The organism is Levilactobacillus parabrevis (genome assembly GCF_044051715.1).
Lineage (GTDB): Bacteria > Bacillota > Bacilli > Lactobacillales > Lactobacillaceae > Levilactobacillus > Levilactobacillus parabrevis.
Genome location: NZ_CP168688.1, coordinates 2,421,286 through 2,437,663, shown reverse-complemented (window position 1 = coordinate 2,437,663; position 16,378 = coordinate 2,421,286). Strand labels below are relative to the sequence as shown.

The 16,378-nt window shown below is 49.4% G+C and carries 13 protein-coding genes; 7 read left to right on the top strand and 6 right to left on the bottom strand.

What is annotated here, in order from left to right:
- The first annotated feature begins 412 nt into the window (after nucleotides 1–412).
- A complete protein-coding gene (locus tag ACEPSU_RS11380; protein WP_395321734.1) occupies nucleotides 413–1,171 on the top strand; it encodes a hypothetical protein in 759 nt (252 codons plus the stop codon).
- A 138-nt stretch (nucleotides 1,172–1,309) separates the two neighbouring features.
- Here ACEPSU_RS11380 and uidA read toward each other — a convergent pair whose 3' ends face one another.
- The gene (gene uidA, locus ACEPSU_RS11375; protein ID WP_395321732.1) at nucleotides 1,310–3,115 is read right to left on the bottom strand and encodes a beta-glucuronidase; all 1,806 of its coding nucleotides are present in this window, start codon (nucleotides 3,113–3,115) and stop codon (nucleotides 1,310–1,312) included.
- A gap of 157 nt (nucleotides 3,116–3,272) precedes the next feature.
- Here uidA and ACEPSU_RS11370 point away from each other — a divergent pair, with 157 nt between their 5' ends.
- Both ACEPSU_RS11370 and ACEPSU_RS11365 read left to right on the top strand, forming a co-directional pair.
- A complete protein-coding gene (locus tag ACEPSU_RS11370) occupies nucleotides 3,273–4,355 on the top strand; it encodes a helix-turn-helix transcriptional regulator (protein ID WP_395321730.1) in 1,083 nt (360 codons plus the stop codon).
- An 812-nt stretch (nucleotides 4,356–5,167) separates the two neighbouring features.
- Nucleotides 5,168–6,862, top strand: a complete 1,695-nt coding sequence (locus tag ACEPSU_RS11365; RefSeq protein WP_020090349.1) for an oleate hydratase — start codon at nucleotides 5,168–5,170, stop codon at nucleotides 6,860–6,862.
- Nucleotides 6,863–7,099: 237 nt separating this feature from the next.
- Here the strand turns inward: ACEPSU_RS11365 and lepB are convergent, their stop codons facing one another.
- Nucleotides 7,100–7,684 carry a signal peptidase I gene (gene lepB, locus ACEPSU_RS11360; RefSeq protein WP_395321728.1) on the bottom strand — a complete coding sequence of 195 codons (585 nt, stop codon included), beginning with the start codon at nucleotides 7,682–7,684 and terminating at the stop codon, nucleotides 7,100–7,102.
- Nucleotides 7,685–7,867: 183 nt separating this feature from the next.
- On the opposite strand from lepB, the gene ACEPSU_RS11355 reads away from it, so the two are divergent.
- The 3 genes from ACEPSU_RS11355 to ACEPSU_RS11345 all read left to right on the top strand — a co-directional run bounded on the left by ACEPSU_RS11355 (nucleotide 7,868) and on the right by ACEPSU_RS11345 (nucleotide 10,321).
- Nucleotides 7,868–8,260 carry a cytidine deaminase gene (locus tag ACEPSU_RS11355; protein ID WP_020090477.1) on the top strand — a complete coding sequence of 131 codons (393 nt, stop codon included), beginning with the start codon at nucleotides 7,868–7,870 and terminating at the stop codon, nucleotides 8,258–8,260.
- Nucleotides 8,261–8,507: 247 nt separating this feature from the next.
- Nucleotides 8,508–8,858, top strand: a complete 351-nt coding sequence (locus ACEPSU_RS11350; protein ID WP_395321726.1) for a PadR family transcriptional regulator — start codon at nucleotides 8,508–8,510, stop codon at nucleotides 8,856–8,858.
- A gap of 2 nt (nucleotides 8,859–8,860) precedes the next feature.
- Nucleotides 8,861–10,321, top strand: a complete 1,461-nt coding sequence (locus ACEPSU_RS11345; RefSeq protein WP_395321724.1) for a DUF4097 family beta strand repeat-containing protein — start codon at nucleotides 8,861–8,863, stop codon at nucleotides 10,319–10,321.
- A gap of 426 nt (nucleotides 10,322–10,747) precedes the next feature.
- On the opposite strand, the gene ACEPSU_RS11340 is transcribed toward ACEPSU_RS11345, so the two are convergent.
- The gene (locus ACEPSU_RS11340) at nucleotides 10,748–10,993 is read right to left on the bottom strand and encodes a hypothetical protein (RefSeq protein ID WP_020090474.1); all 246 of its coding nucleotides are present in this window, start codon (nucleotides 10,991–10,993) and stop codon (nucleotides 10,748–10,750) included.
- Nucleotides 10,994–11,245: 252 nt separating this feature from the next.
- Between ACEPSU_RS11340 and ACEPSU_RS11335 the strand changes: the two genes are divergently transcribed.
- The gene (locus ACEPSU_RS11335) at nucleotides 11,246–11,788 is read left to right on the top strand and encodes a MarR family winged helix-turn-helix transcriptional regulator (RefSeq protein ID WP_020090473.1); all 543 of its coding nucleotides are present in this window, start codon (nucleotides 11,246–11,248) and stop codon (nucleotides 11,786–11,788) included.
- 589 nt (nucleotides 11,789–12,377) lie between these two features.
- Here ACEPSU_RS11335 and ACEPSU_RS11330 read toward each other — a convergent pair.
- From ACEPSU_RS11330 to ACEPSU_RS11320, 3 genes are all read right to left on the bottom strand, one after another.
- Nucleotides 12,378–13,403 (bottom strand): IS30 family transposase, encoded by a 1,026-nt coding sequence (locus ACEPSU_RS11330; RefSeq protein WP_060463087.1) that lies wholly within the window; start codon nucleotides 13,401–13,403, stop codon nucleotides 12,378–12,380.
- Nucleotides 13,404–13,606: 203 nt separating this feature from the next.
- Nucleotides 13,607–14,935, bottom strand: a complete 1,329-nt coding sequence (locus ACEPSU_RS11325; RefSeq protein WP_395321721.1) for an MFS transporter — start codon at nucleotides 14,933–14,935, stop codon at nucleotides 13,607–13,609.
- Nucleotides 14,936–15,319: 384 nt separating this feature from the next.
- Nucleotides 15,320–15,838: a DUF1440 domain-containing protein gene (locus ACEPSU_RS11320; protein ID WP_020090301.1), complete on the bottom strand. Its 519-nt coding sequence runs from the start codon at nucleotides 15,836–15,838 to the stop codon at nucleotides 15,320–15,322.
- Nucleotides 15,839–16,378 lie beyond the last annotated feature (540 nt).

Genomic DNA, 16,378 nt, shown 5'->3' with positions numbered 1-16,378 from the left:
CGGCATTTGTTGGAAAAGTCGGTGTCACGAAGCAGTGCCGAAACAGCCACCACACACGATTCGTTAGCGGACAAAACCAATTGGCCGATTCCGTCCAGCTAATCCAGTGGTTGGAGGTTGAAAGCCATGCGGCGTATCAGCGGAATGTTCGATTCAACCGATAAGTGTGGTTACTAGGAGGTCCATTACCCGCCAAAATGTCGTGAACGCTACTGATTTGCCGTTCCCGACTTTTCGCTGGAAACACCGATAACGCCCCGTAACGTTAGTTCCATTAATTTACCGGTGGGGCGGGATTTTTAGCGATTTTTGAGTGAAATTGGGTGATCATTTCTGCCCGAAAAAAAGGACCGTGTTATGATACCAATTGAGTTCAGGGATGAATTCGAAAATTTACTGGGGGGTAATTGTTATGATGAAAAAAGTTGCAATGATCGCAGCGGCTGCAGCTATGGTATTACCATTGGGGATTGGCGCCATTGCTCCCGCAAACAACGAGGTCACTGCTTTTGCGGCTGCTAAACCAGCAGCTAAAAAAGTTACCCACACTTTAATCAGTGCAAAAGCTATCAAGAAAGCAGCATTCCACGTTAAGAGTGGCAAGCCAGCTCTGTATAGTGCAGTGTTTGCAGCTGATCAAGCAAAGGTCGGCATGACCAAGAAGGGGACCTTAGCAGGCGGCAAGACCTACTACGCAACCAAGAAGATTGTGGTTAAAGTCAAGGCTACCAAGACGACCAAGGCCAAGAAAGTCACTTACGCCTACATCAAGACGTCCAACGGCAAGGTGAAGGGCTGGGTTGCACTTTCTAAGTTGACGGCTGGCAAGTTCATGGCCGCTGACGGAAACGCCGACGCCAAGAAGGCAGCCGACAAGATTGCAGGGAAGACCTACACGCTGGTTAGTGCTAAGAGCATCAAGAAGAGCGCTTTCCACTTTAAGGGCAACCAACCAGCAGTCTACACCGGCAAATTCGCCGCTGACAAGGCAAAGGTAACGTTAACCAAGAAGGGTGTATTGCCACAAAGCAAGACCTTCTACGCTACCAAGACAATTACCATTAAGAAAGCTAAGAAGAACGTGGCTTACGACTACGTAACCAGCGGCAAGACGAAGGGCTGGGTCTTAGCATCTCAACTGACTGCCGGCAAGTTCATGGCAGCCGATTAGTTTAAATACTCCAGTATATTTAAAACGGATGGCTTGCGGGCCATCCGTTTTTTTTTTGCTTTTTAAGTGTAAATGTTGTGTGTCGCTTGCGGCTGCCAGGGGTTCTGCCGGCTGTGGAAGAGGTGGGAAACTTTTAAATTATTTCTTGTAGTTAAAGTTAGGAATATTATTCCAACGGTGACTCAGCCAAATGGCGGCCGCCTTAGGTTCGCGGGAACGAGTGAAAATGCCCTTCTTATTCCCTTGGACCCGGTTGATGCCGAACTTGGTCTGGAAGTCGGCGAAGTTCCAAAGTTGCTCGCCGACAAAGTTATCGATCTTATCGAAGATCTTGGCGTTCATGTCGTAGTAGTTGACCTGATATTCTTCAGAGAATGGTTCGTTGTAGGCACTGTGTACGCCAGCCACCGTGTCGGCGCCAAATTCCGTGAACATGATTGGCTTATCCGGCCACTTTTCCTGCCAAGTGCGCAGTTCAGTTCCTTCAGCGGCGGCCGCAGCCTTGAGGTCTCCCGTTTGGAGGTACCAGCCGTAGTAGCGGTTCAGCGTCAACAGGTCGGCGAGGTCGGAACAGGTGTCGCGGTCCGGTGTGGACATCATGATATTGATGTAGGTACATGGCCGATTCTGGGTATCCAGACTGCGGGCCAACTTGAAGAGGGGTTCGAAGTAATCGTGAGCGCCGGGTAGGAAGGTTGCCGGTTCGTTGGCAATGGACCAGATCACAACGGAGGCGTGGTTCTTATCCCGGCCAATCATTTCCTTTAGGGCCTGTTCATGAGCGGCTTGCGTTTTAATCGTGGACCAGAAAGGATTTTCGGTATTCTTGAAGGCGCTGGAAACGTCAAAGTTGAAGTCAGGCATCAGGCCAACTGCGGGGACTTCATCGATGACTACGATTCCTTCACGGTCACAGAGCCGCATCATTTCTTCGGAGTAAGGGTAGTGGGAGGTCCGGAACGAGTTGGCCCCAATCTTCTTCAAGAGGTTCAGGTCGAGCACGTTGACGGCTTCATTCATCCCACGACCGTTGACGTAGGAATCCTCATGTTTGCCAAAGCCTTTGAAGTAGAAGGGTTCGCCGTTGATCAGGAACTTCCCAGACTTGATTCCGATGGTCCGCAGGCCAAATGGTTCCGTATAACTGTCGACCACAGTATCGTCATCCAGAATCTCAACGCGGGCCTGGTACAGATAAGCATTCAACGGTTGCCAGAGGTGGATGTTGTCCAAATGAAGCGTGCTATCGGCGCCGTTGGCGGTGGCAACAACTGTTCCTTCTTCGTCCAGCAGGGTGACCTTAACCGTCGCGGCCGCGGTGGTCTTCACGGCGACATCGATGTCGGCACTAGTCGTGGCCAGGTCGATGTGTGGCGTCACGGTGATGTCTTCCACCCGATTCCATGGCGTTGACAGCAGGTTCACGTTGCGATGGAGTCCGGCGTAGTTGAAGAAGTCAAAATTTTCGTCGACGTGTGCCACGGTGTTGCCGTTGGCGTCCTTAGTTTCCGTGTAGTTGCCAACTGGTAGGGTCGAGTGGTCTAGCAGATTACTGATCTTGACGGTCAACCGGTTGGTGCCGGCCTGAACGGCATCGTTGATCGGCAGTTCAAATGGCGTGAAGCCCCCCTTGTGATGGCCGACGGCGGTACCGTTAACGAAGGCCCAGGCTTCGTGAGTCGCCGAACCAAAGCGTAGGCTCAGTCGTTGATCCATTAATGCGGCGGGGACGGTAAAATCACGCTCGTACCAGAAGTAACCACTGTGTTGGCGGAGTTCCGGGTTGGCCGTCTGGTCGTTGAAGGAAGCGGGTACGGCCATGACCTCGGTCGTTTGTAAGGGGGCAACTGGGTCGTGACGTTCACCGTCGGCTTGCATCTTAAAGGACCAGATACCATTTAAACTCAAAACGGAACGGGTTTCAGTCATCAAAGGATATAGCATTCGAATCACTCCTAAATTTATTTTCGATCATTATTGCAATCGCTTACAAAAAGAATAAACTAGAATTGAAGGATGTGCTTAAACAATATTGCGGTTTTAAACACTATCTTAACGTTGCTCGAAATTATTTTTATTTGCGAAAGGAGTAGTGATTGCGGTGGCGCTAACCGAGATCAGTCAATTAAGTGCTAATCTGGCGCGTATCAGTGGGGTCAGCATGCGGGTGTGTGATTCCCAGTTAGTAACAGTTTCGCTGAGTGGGGATGATGCGGCGTTACCAGTCTTTCGGACGTTGCCGACCCAGCCAACTCAGGTCGAGCGGGCGATTACGACGCAGGGGGACTTTCTGGCTGTAGGTATTTTTACGGCGGCCACGCTCACGGGTTATCTGATCGCCGGCCCCTGCGAATCGGAGAGTGGTAGCCTGGCCCAGATTCTAGTCGCCAGTCTGGTCGGTGCTCAACAGACAGCCACGATACACGACGACCACATCAAGGTGCCACCGCTGACGGTGGACCTGGCAGCAACGGATAGTGATGATGACGCGGCAATTACTGAGCGATATGTGAAGCAGAACCGCCTGATGCAACTGATCACGCAGGGGGACACCGAGCAACTCCCAGCGGCGATTACGGCGGCCGTGTCGGTACGCGATATCGAAATTTTCTTCTCGCGGGTGCCCAACCGGCGCCTTCGCTCGGCCAAGAATATTCTGTACGTCTTCAACACGATGTGCCGACTGGCGGCCGAGCGTGGCAACGTCAGTCCAGTCACGCTGGACCGTGTGTCGAGTCACTACGCCATGACCATTGAACAGTTACCCTCCCTGAAATATTATCAACGACTGACTACGGAGATGGCGACCCAGTACTGTGAAATTGTGGCTGCGCGGCGGGACAATCATTACAGCAGCAAGGTCAATCAGGCGTTGCAGTTCATCTACCGCCACTATCAGGAGGACCTAAGCTTGGCCAACGTAGCTGCTGCGGCTGGAGCGGCACCGACCTATTTGTCACGATTGTTCAAGCAGGAGACCGGTGAGACCATCTTTGAATTTATCAACCGTTACCGCGTGCAAATGGCCCAGCAGTACCTTCGTCACCGGCCGGAATCCGTGACCGACGTGGCTTTTCACGTGGGCTTCAACAACGTGACGTACTTTAACCGGATGTTCAAACGCTATGCTGGGATGACGCCACTGGCCTATCTGCGGGGGAGTGAACCGGCGATTCGGGGATGAATAAGCATGTTTTGAGACGTGAATGGCACTAACAATGTGTCGTCGTGATACAATGAAGCCAGACAAAAAGGGCTGCCACATTCTCACGTGACCTCCCTTTCTGGTAGCCGTTGCGGAACACGGTAGCAAGCGTTACTGAAGTAAAATAATCTTACCCTTTCAACTCGCCAAAGTTGTGAACAATCTAGGGAAGGTTATTTTTTTTGATTATGATCTCGTTGGTCTTTGTAAATGGTGTAGACTAGCGCAATTACCGATACTGCGACACCGTACCAAGCTGCCAATGCTGTGAACTCCTTTGGTTGGATTTAGTCGAAGACCCACCTCCCGTCAAAGCAAAACAGCTACCGTTCCCTCAACTTCTACTTGTGCCAGCATACCAGAGCGCCATGATTTATTTGTTCGAGACGGCTTACAAGTTTTGTTATATAAATAAGCGTTAATTGTGAGGCAATTTCGACTAATTATTGCGCAGCATGACCATTGCGACCTTAAAACGATAGTTCTAGGTTGTCCGCCAATCACGTGTTATGCTGAGACAGCATAACCAGCAGACAGTGAGAAAATTTGCAGAAATACAGGCTGTTTTTGACCACAGTTACGACCACATAATTCACTTCAGGTTTTAACCATTTATATTGTCATCCACAGAATTACAATTGCAACACGCCCTGTTACAATGGCCGGTAGATTAAGGTTTCCTAGCGTTTCTTAGAAGTTGCTAATTAGTTCATGTAAACGCTTTACAATACATGACAAAGCAAGCATAATGAAGACGTAAAGGGCTCAAAGAATCTACGGAGGTGTTTTTGATGGTTAAAACAAAAGCAGTAATGATCGGTGCCGGTTTATCTAACATGGCCGCAGCGGTTTACCTGATTCAAGAAGGCCATTGGCGCGGTGAGAATATCACTTTTTACGGTGCTGATATGCATGGGGCTAACGATGGTGGCGAAACGACCGATTTCAGTGATGAATATTGGAACAAAGAACACCCGTTAGACAACCATACGGGGTACGTTGCCCGTGGTGGTCGGATGCTGAATTACCGGACGTACGTTGATTTAATGGACTTGCTGGACCGGATTCCATCGGCGACTGAAGAGGGCATGACCGCGGCCGAAGATACCCGCGACTTTGACGCACACCACAGAACGTACGATATCGCGCGTTTGATGGAAGGCGGCAAGGGCATTATCGATGGTGGTAAGCTGGGCCTGAACAACAAGGACCGCGTGCTGTTGTCGAAATTAGTATTGATGCCGGATGAAGAAGAAACTAAGCTGGATAATGTGACGATTGCTGAGTTCTTCAAGGATGATCCACACATGTTCCAGACCAACTTCTGGTTCATGTGGGAAACCACGTTCGCATTCCGGATTCAGAGCTCCGTTCAAGAACTCCGGCGTTACATGCACCAAATGATCTATGAATTTACGCAAATTGAACATTTGGTTGGGGTCAACCGGACCCGTTACAACCAATTTGAAAGTATGATGTTGCCTCTGATCAATTACTTAAAGGATGAGGGGGTTACCTTCATTTCGAACCGGATCGTCACCGATTGGGAATTTGCCGACAGTGCGATGCAGGATGAAATCACGGTCACCGGCTTGCACGTCAAGAACGTGGAAGATGATTCCGAAGAACTGGTCACGATTGACGACGACACGGCAGTCATCTTCACCAACGGGTCGATTACCGATTCCGCCACGATGGGGGACTACAACACGCCGGCCCGTGAAAACATGGAATACGGGATCAGTGCCGCACTGTGGAAGAAGGCCACGAACCGCTTCTACAACTTAGGGACGCCAGATAAATTCTTCGACGACCGGAAGAACTCTGAGTGGGTCAGCTTCACGTTGACCACGAAGAACCACCTGTTGTTGAACGAAATTACCCGGATCACCACGCAGGTTCCTGGGAACGCGCTGAACTCCTTCCTGTCAACGACGCCAATCACGCCGCTCGGGCAAAAGGACGTCAACATGTCAATTGTGGTTCATCACCAACCACACTTTACGACTCAGAAACCAAACGAATCCGTTATCTGGGGCTACTTCCTGTATCCACGGCGTCAGGGTGAATTTGTCCACAAGCAATACATCAAAATGACCGGTAAGGAAATGGCTCAGGAATTGATTGGGCAATTGTCCAAGGTCGATCCTGGTCCAAACAACATCAAGAACCATGAAGCTGAAATTCTGGATAGTATCATCAACAATATTCCAGTCTACATGCCATACGCTTCAGCTTTGTTCAACAACCGGGCTAAGAGCGACCGGCCTGAAGTCATTCCGGCACATTCTACGAACTTAGCCTTCACTGGTGAATTCGTTGAACAGCCTTACCAGATGATCTTCACGGAACAGAGTGCTACTCGTTCCGGTGAAATTGCGGCCTTCCACTTCGCTGGTGTGCCAATGGATAACTTGGTTGATACACCACGCTATGACAAAGATCCGAAGACCTTGTTGAAGGCGACTAAGCGGATGTTTAGCTAGGGTTTTGAAATGAATAGTTGAGAAAGGCGAGCTGTGGGCTCGCTTTTCTTTTAGCCTGAAATGTTAGAAATTATCGCCTATGGCTGCTAGAGAGTCTGCCGGGAAGTCTTCAATCAACGGGCGGGCTTCCGGTGTGATGGCAGACCCTCGACAATGCTGTTGTAACGGTTCTTCAGCACAAAAAAAGGTGTCACCAATTTTTCTTGGTGGCACCTCATAATTAGACTTACGAGATAACTAACTTGCCATTCCGTTCACGTTGACCCGATGTTCCTTAGTTCCTTGCCAGAAAGGTACTTTGACGACACCCATGATCTTATCGGCATCGACATAGCCCCAGGCACGGCCGTCCTCAGAGATACTCCGGTGGTCACCCAACACGAAGTAGTGGCCCTTAGGCACCGCATTCCCCTTGTAGGACCAGTTGTGTGCCTTGGCTAGACTACTTAGCGTCCAGTTTCCGGTTCCGGTCGTCCGCTCAGCCTTGCTGATGAAGGACTGATTGACCTTCTTATTGTTCACGTAGATGTAGCCGTTCTTGCTTACGACCTTGTCACCCGGCATCCCGATGACCCGTTTGACGTAGTTGGTATTCTTGGCGGCGTTAGGATCTTCCCCGTAAGCATCAAAGACGATGACGCTCAATCGCTTGACGCTGAGGGGCTTGACCACAATCATCCGCTCCGTGTCGGCCAGGTTGGGTTCCATGGAACCGCCGGAGACCTTGACCACTTCGACGCCATAGGTCCGCACGAGCAGAACCAGGACTGCGGCGACCACGATAGGGACGACCCAGCTTAAGATATTACGTAACATTTTCATTTTGACAGTCGGCTCTCCTAGATAAGTTTAATGATTCTAGTCTACCATGAGTCACCGCATCTATTGCCAATTTAGTCAAAAGTTAAAGAATTCCCTAGAAATTTCGTTCAAATGGTAGCGCTTTCTTTGAAACTATGCAACAATTAAGAGGCATCAATAGACACATGCTAAGGAGGAAACACTATGGCAGAGCTAGAAGAATTATTGCAAGTGGCTACCGACATGTTGGATCGTGCCTACACCCCATATTCTCATTTTCAGGTAGGGGCTGCAGCGGTTGGTGCCAGCGGTAAGGTTTACGGTGGTTGTAATATTGAAAATGCGGCGTACGGTGCAACGAATTGTGCCGAACGGACGGCTATTTTCTCAGGGATTGCTGCTGGGGAGAAGCGGTTCACCGCGCTATTGGTTACTGGCAATACCGAGGGTCCGATTGCGCCGTGTGGTTCATGCCGACAAGTGATTAGTGAGTTCTTTGATCAGGACGCTGTGATCTACCTGACCAATCAGAAGGGGTCCTTAGCCGAAACAACGGTAGCGGGACTCTTACCAGGGGCCTTTCTAGAGTTGAAGTAGTAAAACGTTTTGTTACATACGGGCTGGGATGAAAAATCTCAGCCCTTTTTGGGTTACCGGTGAGTTTGTATGGGGGCAGGCATTGTAGTTTTGAGTGGCGACAATCCCTGGTAGCACGCGGAATTCTTGAGAATGGTGGTTGTTAAAGCGGGTAGCCACACTACTATTTTAGATAAATTACTTTGACACGCATAGTAGTGTGTGATACATTAGACCCAATCAAGAAAACGCGAAAGGAAGTGGCAACATGGCTGAGGTGATCTCCAAAGATTTAATCCGGGGCCATACGGATACGATTGTTCTGAATATTTTGCAGCAAGGTGATAGTTACGGGTATCAGGTGGCCAAACGGGTGCGTGAACTCAGTCAGGGCCATTACGAATTGAATGAGGCTACGCTCTATACGGTGTTCCGTCGGCTGGAGAAGAATGGTGCGCTGACCGATTACTGGGGCGATGAAACGCAGGGGTCGCGGCGAAAATACTATCACGTCACGACGACCGGCCAAGAGATGCTGGCAGAGAAGAAAATCGCTTGGCAGTTCGCTAAGCCAATTATTGATGAATTGATTACGGGTCAGATTACCGAGGAGGTCTAAACATGGACGATATTACAATGGAGATTCGCACGCGGTTGGATCAGCTGTTCAGCCAATACCAACCATCCCGCGCATTAACGGAATTAAAAGAGGAACTAGTCGGCGACTTGACCGAAGCCGTCACCGACAAGATCAACCAAGGCATGACGGCGACCAAAGCCATTGATGAAGCTATGAGCCAACTCGGTGATATCGACAGTCTTCTCAAGGAAGTCGCTGCTGAGAATGCCGCGCAAGCTGATGATCAGGCGGACGATTCCCAGCAGGATGACACGGCCACGGATGATGCAGGCGCGGATGCCAACGCTAAGACGGGTGAACATAGTCACTCGCACGTGCAGATTGGCAAGCTCCACATCACCGATGACCAGGTGACCTGGGGTGATCACGTGGTCGTCGATGGTGGTGACAAGGTTGATTTGGGCAAATTGGTTCAAGTCGATGGGGACCACGTTTCAGTCGGCAATGGCTTCATTGACGTGGATGGCGACGATGTCAAAATTAACGGTGAGCGACCACAGCGGGCCTACGTGGGGTCACTCAAGCTCGTCAATACACAGTCCTTTGCGGTGACCGATGTGTCGGAAGTGGTGATTGACTATCCCGATGCCGCGGTCAAGATTGGCCAGGCGAGTGCTTCCGAAATCGTGGTCAACGAGTACATGAGCCGAGACAGCGAACGGTTCTTCCTGCGCAGTAAGCAGTACGGTTCTCAATTGGAATTGCGTCAGGGTGACCGGCCACGGTTATGGCCACTGCACGTGCGGACGGAGATCTTTATTCCTAGCACGCTGAAGGGCAGTGTCCGGGTTCATGCTGGCAATGGTAGCCTGGAGGTCAGTGATCTGCGGTCGAACGCCGATTTTGAGATTCATGCGACTAATGGGGCCATTCGCGCATTTAACAATCAAGTTATGAACTTTGACGTGCAGGCGACGAATGGTTCGGTCCGGCTTAATCAGATGGCGGCGCTCGACTACCGCATCGTTAGCACGAACGGGTCAGTCACGGTCGATGATGCCCAGGGAACTGGGAAAATCGAGTCGACAAACGGGGCGATTCGCCTGACGAACCACGCGGGGGATGCGACCCTGAACTCCCGCAACGGGGCGATTAAGGTTAGCGGCTTTACTGGGAAACTGGCAAGCCGCAGCCGCAACGGGGCCATTCGTGTTCAGAACCTATCTGGCGGTGGTCGCCTGAGCTCCGGTAACGGGCGGGTCAGTGTGCAGGTCAGTGACCTGACTAGCGATTTGGAAATTACCGGAAATGGTAGCGCCGAGATTGAACTGGCCAATGAGGCCTACAACTTCGACGTGCGCAATGATGACGGGACGGTGCGGGTTCCTCGCGTAGCCCAACTGACACTGGATGACAGTCACCATAAGATTGGCGCAGTTGGTGAAGCACCGACCGCAACGGTTAAAGTTGATACGGTTCACGGTAGCGTTCGCGTGGAATAGCACGTCATTCCGGCGGTAGCGTTCGGCAGAGACGGTGCTAACAGATCGTTCTGTGACGACTGTTCGCAATCAAAATAACTAAAAGAATCCCCCTATACCATCGGCGACTGCTAATGGTATAGGGGGACTTTATGTTTTAGGGTAATATTTTTGGGTTGAGGCGGTTGAACCCCATCAATGAATCAAAGTATGCAAAATTAAAAATGTGACCAGCCAGATTAAAGTGGTGCACAATTAAATGATGATTGCGCGGTATAATCAAGGGGGTTCTACGGTGAATTTTGCCGTAATTTAGGTTTTAAAAAGTAGCGAAAAAGCCGGTTAAAAGCAGAAAAGACAGCGTTTTCGACAAATTGTAAACAAAATCCCAACAATTTATTAAAAAAAGGTTTATTTTTTAGTCGAGAGAGGCGATACTAGAGGGAGTTACTGTGCGGTAGAATCATAGAGATACCACCAAGATTGAAATTGGTGTAGTTTGACCTGACTGATCTGAGTTAGGGGAATCTCGCGGGAACGGCCAGCGGCCAGTCCCAAATAGACGGTCGCCGGTGAAATGAAATCGACGGTTCCCGTATAAGTAATGTTATGAACGTTGATTGTAGTAATTTGGTTTCTTTGGTAAGCAGTTTGGAGTAGTTGCTTAATTTGCTGATGCGCCTGGCTAAGCATGGTCATCACGTCCTTGATTAAATGATTAGTTCTATTATAGAACGTGTGTTCGATTTTGGGAACCTCTAAAAATAATTTTATTGGATAAGATGGTTTGATAGTGAAATATAAGTAGGGTTATCCACTTTTTTCATATTGACCGGTGACGGGACTATAATTTTCGACTAAAATTAAGACCCGTGGGCTGTACGCAAATTAGGACGTTAATAGGCAGCGCCCGGCGCTGAAACTAGAAGGAGTAATGGATTTATAATGACAGAGACGACGAATGACAACGTAACGGAAGCAGAATTGAAGAAAGAGTTTGACGATCTATACATGCACATCTTCAAGTATATCGGGGATTTCGTTTCAATTCCGACGCAAAAGTACAATCTGACCTTTGAAGCCTTCATGGTGATGGAAAACGTTGCCCGGAGTAAGAATGGGCAAACGCTGGTTGAACTTGCCAAATTAGAAGGCGTCTCCAAGAGCGCTATCGCTCGCCAGGTCAACGTATTGCTGAAGGAAAACTACGTTATGCAAAAAGTAGATCCTAATGACCGTCGGGTAAAATACATCACGTTAACGGCTGCTGGGAGTCGGGTTCAACGGAACTTGGCCCAAGCCACTGACGAACGGTTCCACCGCTGGTTAGGCTTTTTCGGTAAGGATGAAGCGGAACACTTCATCAAGGTCTTACACCAAGCAAATGACCGTGCGGTTGCTGCAGGTTTTGTAGGCTTTGACAGCTTACATGACAAGCGTCGCAACTCAAACCGCGGCCGGACACACGGCGGCAGAACTAGTGACTAATTTTAATGCAAACGAATAGACAGTACGAAGCGGGCAAGGTGCCTGGGTCGTGCTGTCTTTTTTGTGTAGAGAGTGGAGCAAGGCGTCTAGGTTCCGAGCATTAGGGAGCTAAGGTCTTCTGTTCGGCCTTGCCGGACAGGAGGACTTAGCTTTCTAAGCGGAAGAACCTGCCTTGCGGAACTCGTTTCCGAGGCCGCAAGTTTCCCCAGTATCTCGCCGAGAGCAAGTTTGTATCTCTGAGTCAGAGCAACCACTAATAACTCATGCAGGGTGGAGTTTAAACGGTAGATCATGGTCCGCAATCCAATTCTCCCCCAAAAGTCAAACTAGTTAATCCAGTTAAGCACCAAACGCAACGCCAAGCAACGCATCTAAAATACCCATCTCAATACGTTAAGCGATTCATCCAGTTAGTAAGCTTTCCTTACAATTAAATCCACCCACCACTAGCAACGTTTTCCGCTAAGTGATGGGTGGATTTTTAAAATTATTGTCAAAAATAATGAGACAGATTCTCCAATTTTTACGTTACCTCAATTGTCAAATCAAGTGCAACACTAAGAATCTATTCTTAGAAGTGGTCTAGTTGCTAAGCTAGTTCAGGCATTAGATCGGCTGGGCAACGATAGTTTAATGACCGCCGCAGCCGGTTGTTTAAGGTATCCTGAGCCAGCTGAATATCAATGAGTGAGGCCAAAACCAAGGATCTACCCTTCGGGAAGAACTCGCGCAAAAGGCCGTTAGTGTTCTCATTGGTTCCGCGTTCCCATGGTGAATAAGGATGGGCAAAGTAGATGTCCGTTCCCACCACTTGGCTCAAGCTTGAGAACTCGGCACCGTTATCAAAAGTAATGGTTTTAAAGTACTCAGTTCCATAGTCATATAAGGTGTTCTGGAGGGCTTTCAAGCAAGTGTCGGCATGATAATTGGGAAGTTTAACGATGATTTCTAAACGACTAACACGTTCAGTCAAAGTCATTAATGCTGGCTCAGATTCAACTCGTTTACCTTTGACCAAGTCACCTTCCCAGTGTCCAAGCTCTTGACGTGCTTGAACCACAGTGGGACGCTCTTCGATTGAATGGCCCAGATTCTTCTTATTGATTCGGTGATGCTTTGTTCCGGGACGTTTGACTCGGCGACGGAGTTTAGCTGGTAGGTCTGAATTACGGATAGTTAAACGCTGGTCATCAATGTATCGATACACCGTCGGTGTTGAGGGACAGACAACTCCTGGGTAATTAGTCTTGAATTGGTGAACAAAAGTATCCACACTATGCATTCTGGGGCGAGCTTTTAAAGCTGTAACCAAAGCATTACAGAAGGTTTGACAGTGATCAAAGAGTCCACGATAACAGCTGTTTAGCCGGTGCTTACGATAAACTGCTTCGCCAGTTTCCGCCAGATATGACTGTTCGAAGATACGAGTATTAGCGTTAATCTGTGTTGTTGTCCCCCGTCTTAATTCACGCGAAATCGTACTGGGATTACGATGAAGAGCCTTGGCAATCCGGCGGATGGACCAATCTAAGCCCCTTAGGGCTTCAATTCGACCACGTTCAGCTAAATTGAGTTGGTGATACTGATTAGATATGATATTCTTAATTCGGGTCATGAAGATACCTCTTTCTTGTTTGTGGTGAATTAAGAATAGGTCTTCATGGCCTTTTTGACTAGTCTGAATAAAGAACTGGTCTAGTAGAGCAGGTGTTGCACTTCAATTTTAAATCGAGGAATTTTTACGTTAGTAATAAGTATAGGGAAAATCAGCCGTGCTGATTTCTAATGTCATTAGCAGACCTCGCCGCCAAAAACAACCTACGCGTCGCGGTCGACGGGGGTGATCTTCGCCTGTAATTCCCGTTCATTGTAGAGCAGAAGCACGACGAACATCGCCACGTAGAGCAGTAAAGGCAGCCAAGCGTAGTTCAACGTGATCATGTGCTGAGTCGCCACATTCTGCGCGTGGTTGGCCGCATAGCCCGAGAGGTGGAAGAGGCCCGCCGTAATCAAGCCGCCCAAACCGAGCCCCACATTGACGCCAAAGTCGTCGGTGGAGGCCAGAATTCCCTCAGCTTGGATGCCCATCGCCATGCCGTAACGAATTGTATCGGCAATCATGATGGAGACCAGCCCAATGATCAGACCGTTACCCACTGAATTTACCAGGATACCGGCGAAAATCACGGGCAAGAGATTGCTGACGACCCCGCCACTTAGAATCAGTTGGCCAGCCGCCGCAATTGCAATCCCACTCAACATGGTCCGCTTCTTGCCCCACTGCTGAGCCGAGTTAACGATCAGCAGCACGCCAATCAGGGCTGCAAACGTGAAGCCGTTGGCGTAGGGCACGAGATTCTCACTGTGCTGAATGTATTTGAAATAGTAAATCGTCGTCTGGTTCTTGATAGACGTGGTCAGCCAATAGAGCAGAATGACGACCGAGATCACCAGCCAGGGCTTGTTCTGCCGCAACATTTTGCCCACAGCGCGCCACGATTGGTGAGACTGTTCAGGATTGGTGAAGCGCTCGTACACGTGGAAAAAAGTATTCCAAATCAGTGCCAGCGAGATGACGCCGAACAGGATGATGGTTAGCAGGAACCCTTGCCGCTCGTTGCCGTGACCAAATAATGCCACCAGGGGCAGCGTGAAGACGGCCACGATGATTTGCACGGAACTACCGCAGAATTGCCGAATTACGCCCAGAATTGTTTGCTCGCGGTCATTTTGCGTCAGAGTCGGTAGAATCGAGGTGATCGGCAGGTTAACCGCCGTGTAGAAGAAACCCAGTCCAAGGTAGGTGACGTAGGCCCAGATGAGTTTGCCAGTCCCACTAAAGGGCGGCGTGACGAAGGTCAGTACGGCGAACAGGACGTAGGGTAAGGCATACCAGAGAAAGAAGGGCCGACTCTTACCCCACTTCGAATGGGTCCGGTCGATCATTAAACCAATGATCAGGCTTTCCACAACATCTGCCAGTCGTGCGACCACAAATAGAATCGCGGCGGCACTGGCGGATAAGCCGTAGACGTCGGTGTAGAAGAACAACAGGTAGGTGGTCATCATCTGGAAGACCAGATTATCGGCCGCATCGCTGAGGCCGTAGCTCAGACGTTCCGGCCATTTTGTTTGCCAAGGTTTCATCCGTGGCGACACCTCCGTATAAAATTGGTTATGGGTGTTTGATGATGCATGTTGCCAGCGCCTTGCCGGGTGGTGGAAATAGCCTGGAACGCTGGGGCGGACGTCCAGAGCCGAAGAGCGGTCTCTGAACTTGCTTTTAAGCCTCTGCGAGTCGAGTCTTAAAAGCACCAAGGTTCTAAGCGGCAGAAAACCACCGCTAAGAACCTTCCCACGGCTGAGGCTATTTCCGCCACCCTCACGGCTTACACGTTGTACGTAAAACAATTTAGGTGGGAGGGTGGTGGCCACAATTTCAAGCGTGTAGTGACCACAGAAATTCCCCCGCTAGAATTGACATTATGGTTGTGGCAAGTCACCAAGTCGATTAGAGAATAAGTCTGCGTTTTATTTATGCTTCTCCGCCACCAAACGCCGGTAGACTTCCGCACCGACGAGGTCGTTGGTGACCATCCACGCGATGTGGCCGAGGGCTTCTGAGACGTGTTCTTCCGTTGGTTGGTCCTTGGCAGCGGGGACGGTTCCCATCGCTGGCATCAGGCCGACGTGAAAGGCGATCCAGATGGTCAGACCGAACCAGGTGCCGGCGTCCTTCTTGATAAGGGGTAACTTTTCACCGACGATTTGGTAGAGCACGGCAAAGGTCGTGGAGAAACCAAAGTGAATCACGTAGCTGACCCATGGCAACTTGTGGCCGGCGTAAGTGTAGGTGGCGTGGGTCACTTTGGCAGGCACGCCGAATTGTTCCAGCAACGTCTGTGGGGGATTAGTCGCGTCGCGTTCCTCAGTGCGGGGTGGTAAGACGTTTTCCCAGCCAAGCTTGACGAGACCGGAAACAATCCCAGCAGCGCCACCAGCGATCACAGCGGCGGGTAAATCGAGTGGATGTTTCTTAAATAAGGACATTAGAATTCCTCCTTGGTAATTGTAATCACAAGTTTGAGTATAAGCGTTTTAGCCCAGAGTTTGTGAAAATTTGCTTGCGAGTCGCTGAACTTTGGTGCAATTTTAGAGTGTGGTAAGGTAGTTGGGTAGGGGCGTAAACGGTGAGATTTCATGGCAGTTATTGCCTAAAGTGTGTCGCTAATGGGGAATTAAAATAAAAAAGTGCTAGCCTCAGCTAACACTTTTAGAATTGTGAGAATAGTCCCAGCCACAACTTAATTAAGAAGTAACATAGTGGAATTAAAATAATCAACGCGACACAACCGAACTGATCCCCATCAAACACCGGTTTATTATCCATCATTTCCGCCCCTATATTAGGTTTTGATGCAACGCCAATAGCTACTTAATTTTATCATATCATTTATATGCAATTGATAAGTAGATTCCCATTAATTTGGATGTATCACAAGTAGGTATTTCAATAGAACCGATAGCACTTACAGGAAATGATCACTAGGAATTTAAAAAGAAACGGCATAAGACGAAAGGAGTTCGGGT

Excerpts from the sequence above, each read along its gene's own strand:
- ACEPSU_RS11365 (WP_020090349.1), top strand. The coding sequence starts at position 5,168 with ATGGTTAAAACAAAAGCAGTAATGATCGGTGCCGGTTTATCTAACATG.
- ACEPSU_RS11345 (WP_395321724.1), top strand. The coding sequence starts at position 8,861 with ATGGACGATATTACAATGGAGATTCGCACGCGGTTGGATCAGCTGTTC.
- ACEPSU_RS11330 (WP_060463087.1), bottom strand. The coding sequence starts at position 13,403 with ATGACCCGAATTAAGAATATCATATCTAATCAGTATCACCAACTCAAT.
- ACEPSU_RS11320 (WP_020090301.1), bottom strand. The coding sequence starts at position 15,838 with ATGTCCTTATTTAAGAAACATCCACTCGATTTACCCGCCGCTGTGATC.
- ACEPSU_RS11335 (WP_020090473.1), top strand. The coding sequence starts at position 11,246 with ATGACAGAGACGACGAATGACAACGTAACGGAAGCAGAATTGAAGAAA.
- uidA (WP_395321732.1), bottom strand. The coding sequence starts at position 3,115 with ATGCTATATCCTTTGATGACTGAAACCCGTTCCGTTTTGAGTTTAAAT.
- ACEPSU_RS11340 (WP_020090474.1), bottom strand. The coding sequence starts at position 10,993 with ATGCTTAGCCAGGCGCATCAGCAAATTAAGCAACTACTCCAAACTGCT.
- ACEPSU_RS11325 (WP_395321721.1), bottom strand. The coding sequence starts at position 14,935 with ATGAAACCTTGGCAAACAAAATGGCCGGAACGTCTGAGCTACGGCCTC.
- lepB (WP_395321728.1), bottom strand. The coding sequence starts at position 7,684 with ATGAAAATGTTACGTAATATCTTAAGCTGGGTCGTCCCTATCGTGGTC.
- ACEPSU_RS11355 (WP_020090477.1), top strand. The coding sequence starts at position 7,868 with ATGGCAGAGCTAGAAGAATTATTGCAAGTGGCTACCGACATGTTGGAT.
- ACEPSU_RS11350 (WP_395321726.1), top strand. The coding sequence starts at position 8,508 with ATGGCTGAGGTGATCTCCAAAGATTTAATCCGGGGCCATACGGATACG.
- ACEPSU_RS11380 (WP_395321734.1), top strand. The coding sequence starts at position 413 with ATGATGAAAAAAGTTGCAATGATCGCAGCGGCTGCAGCTATGGTATTA.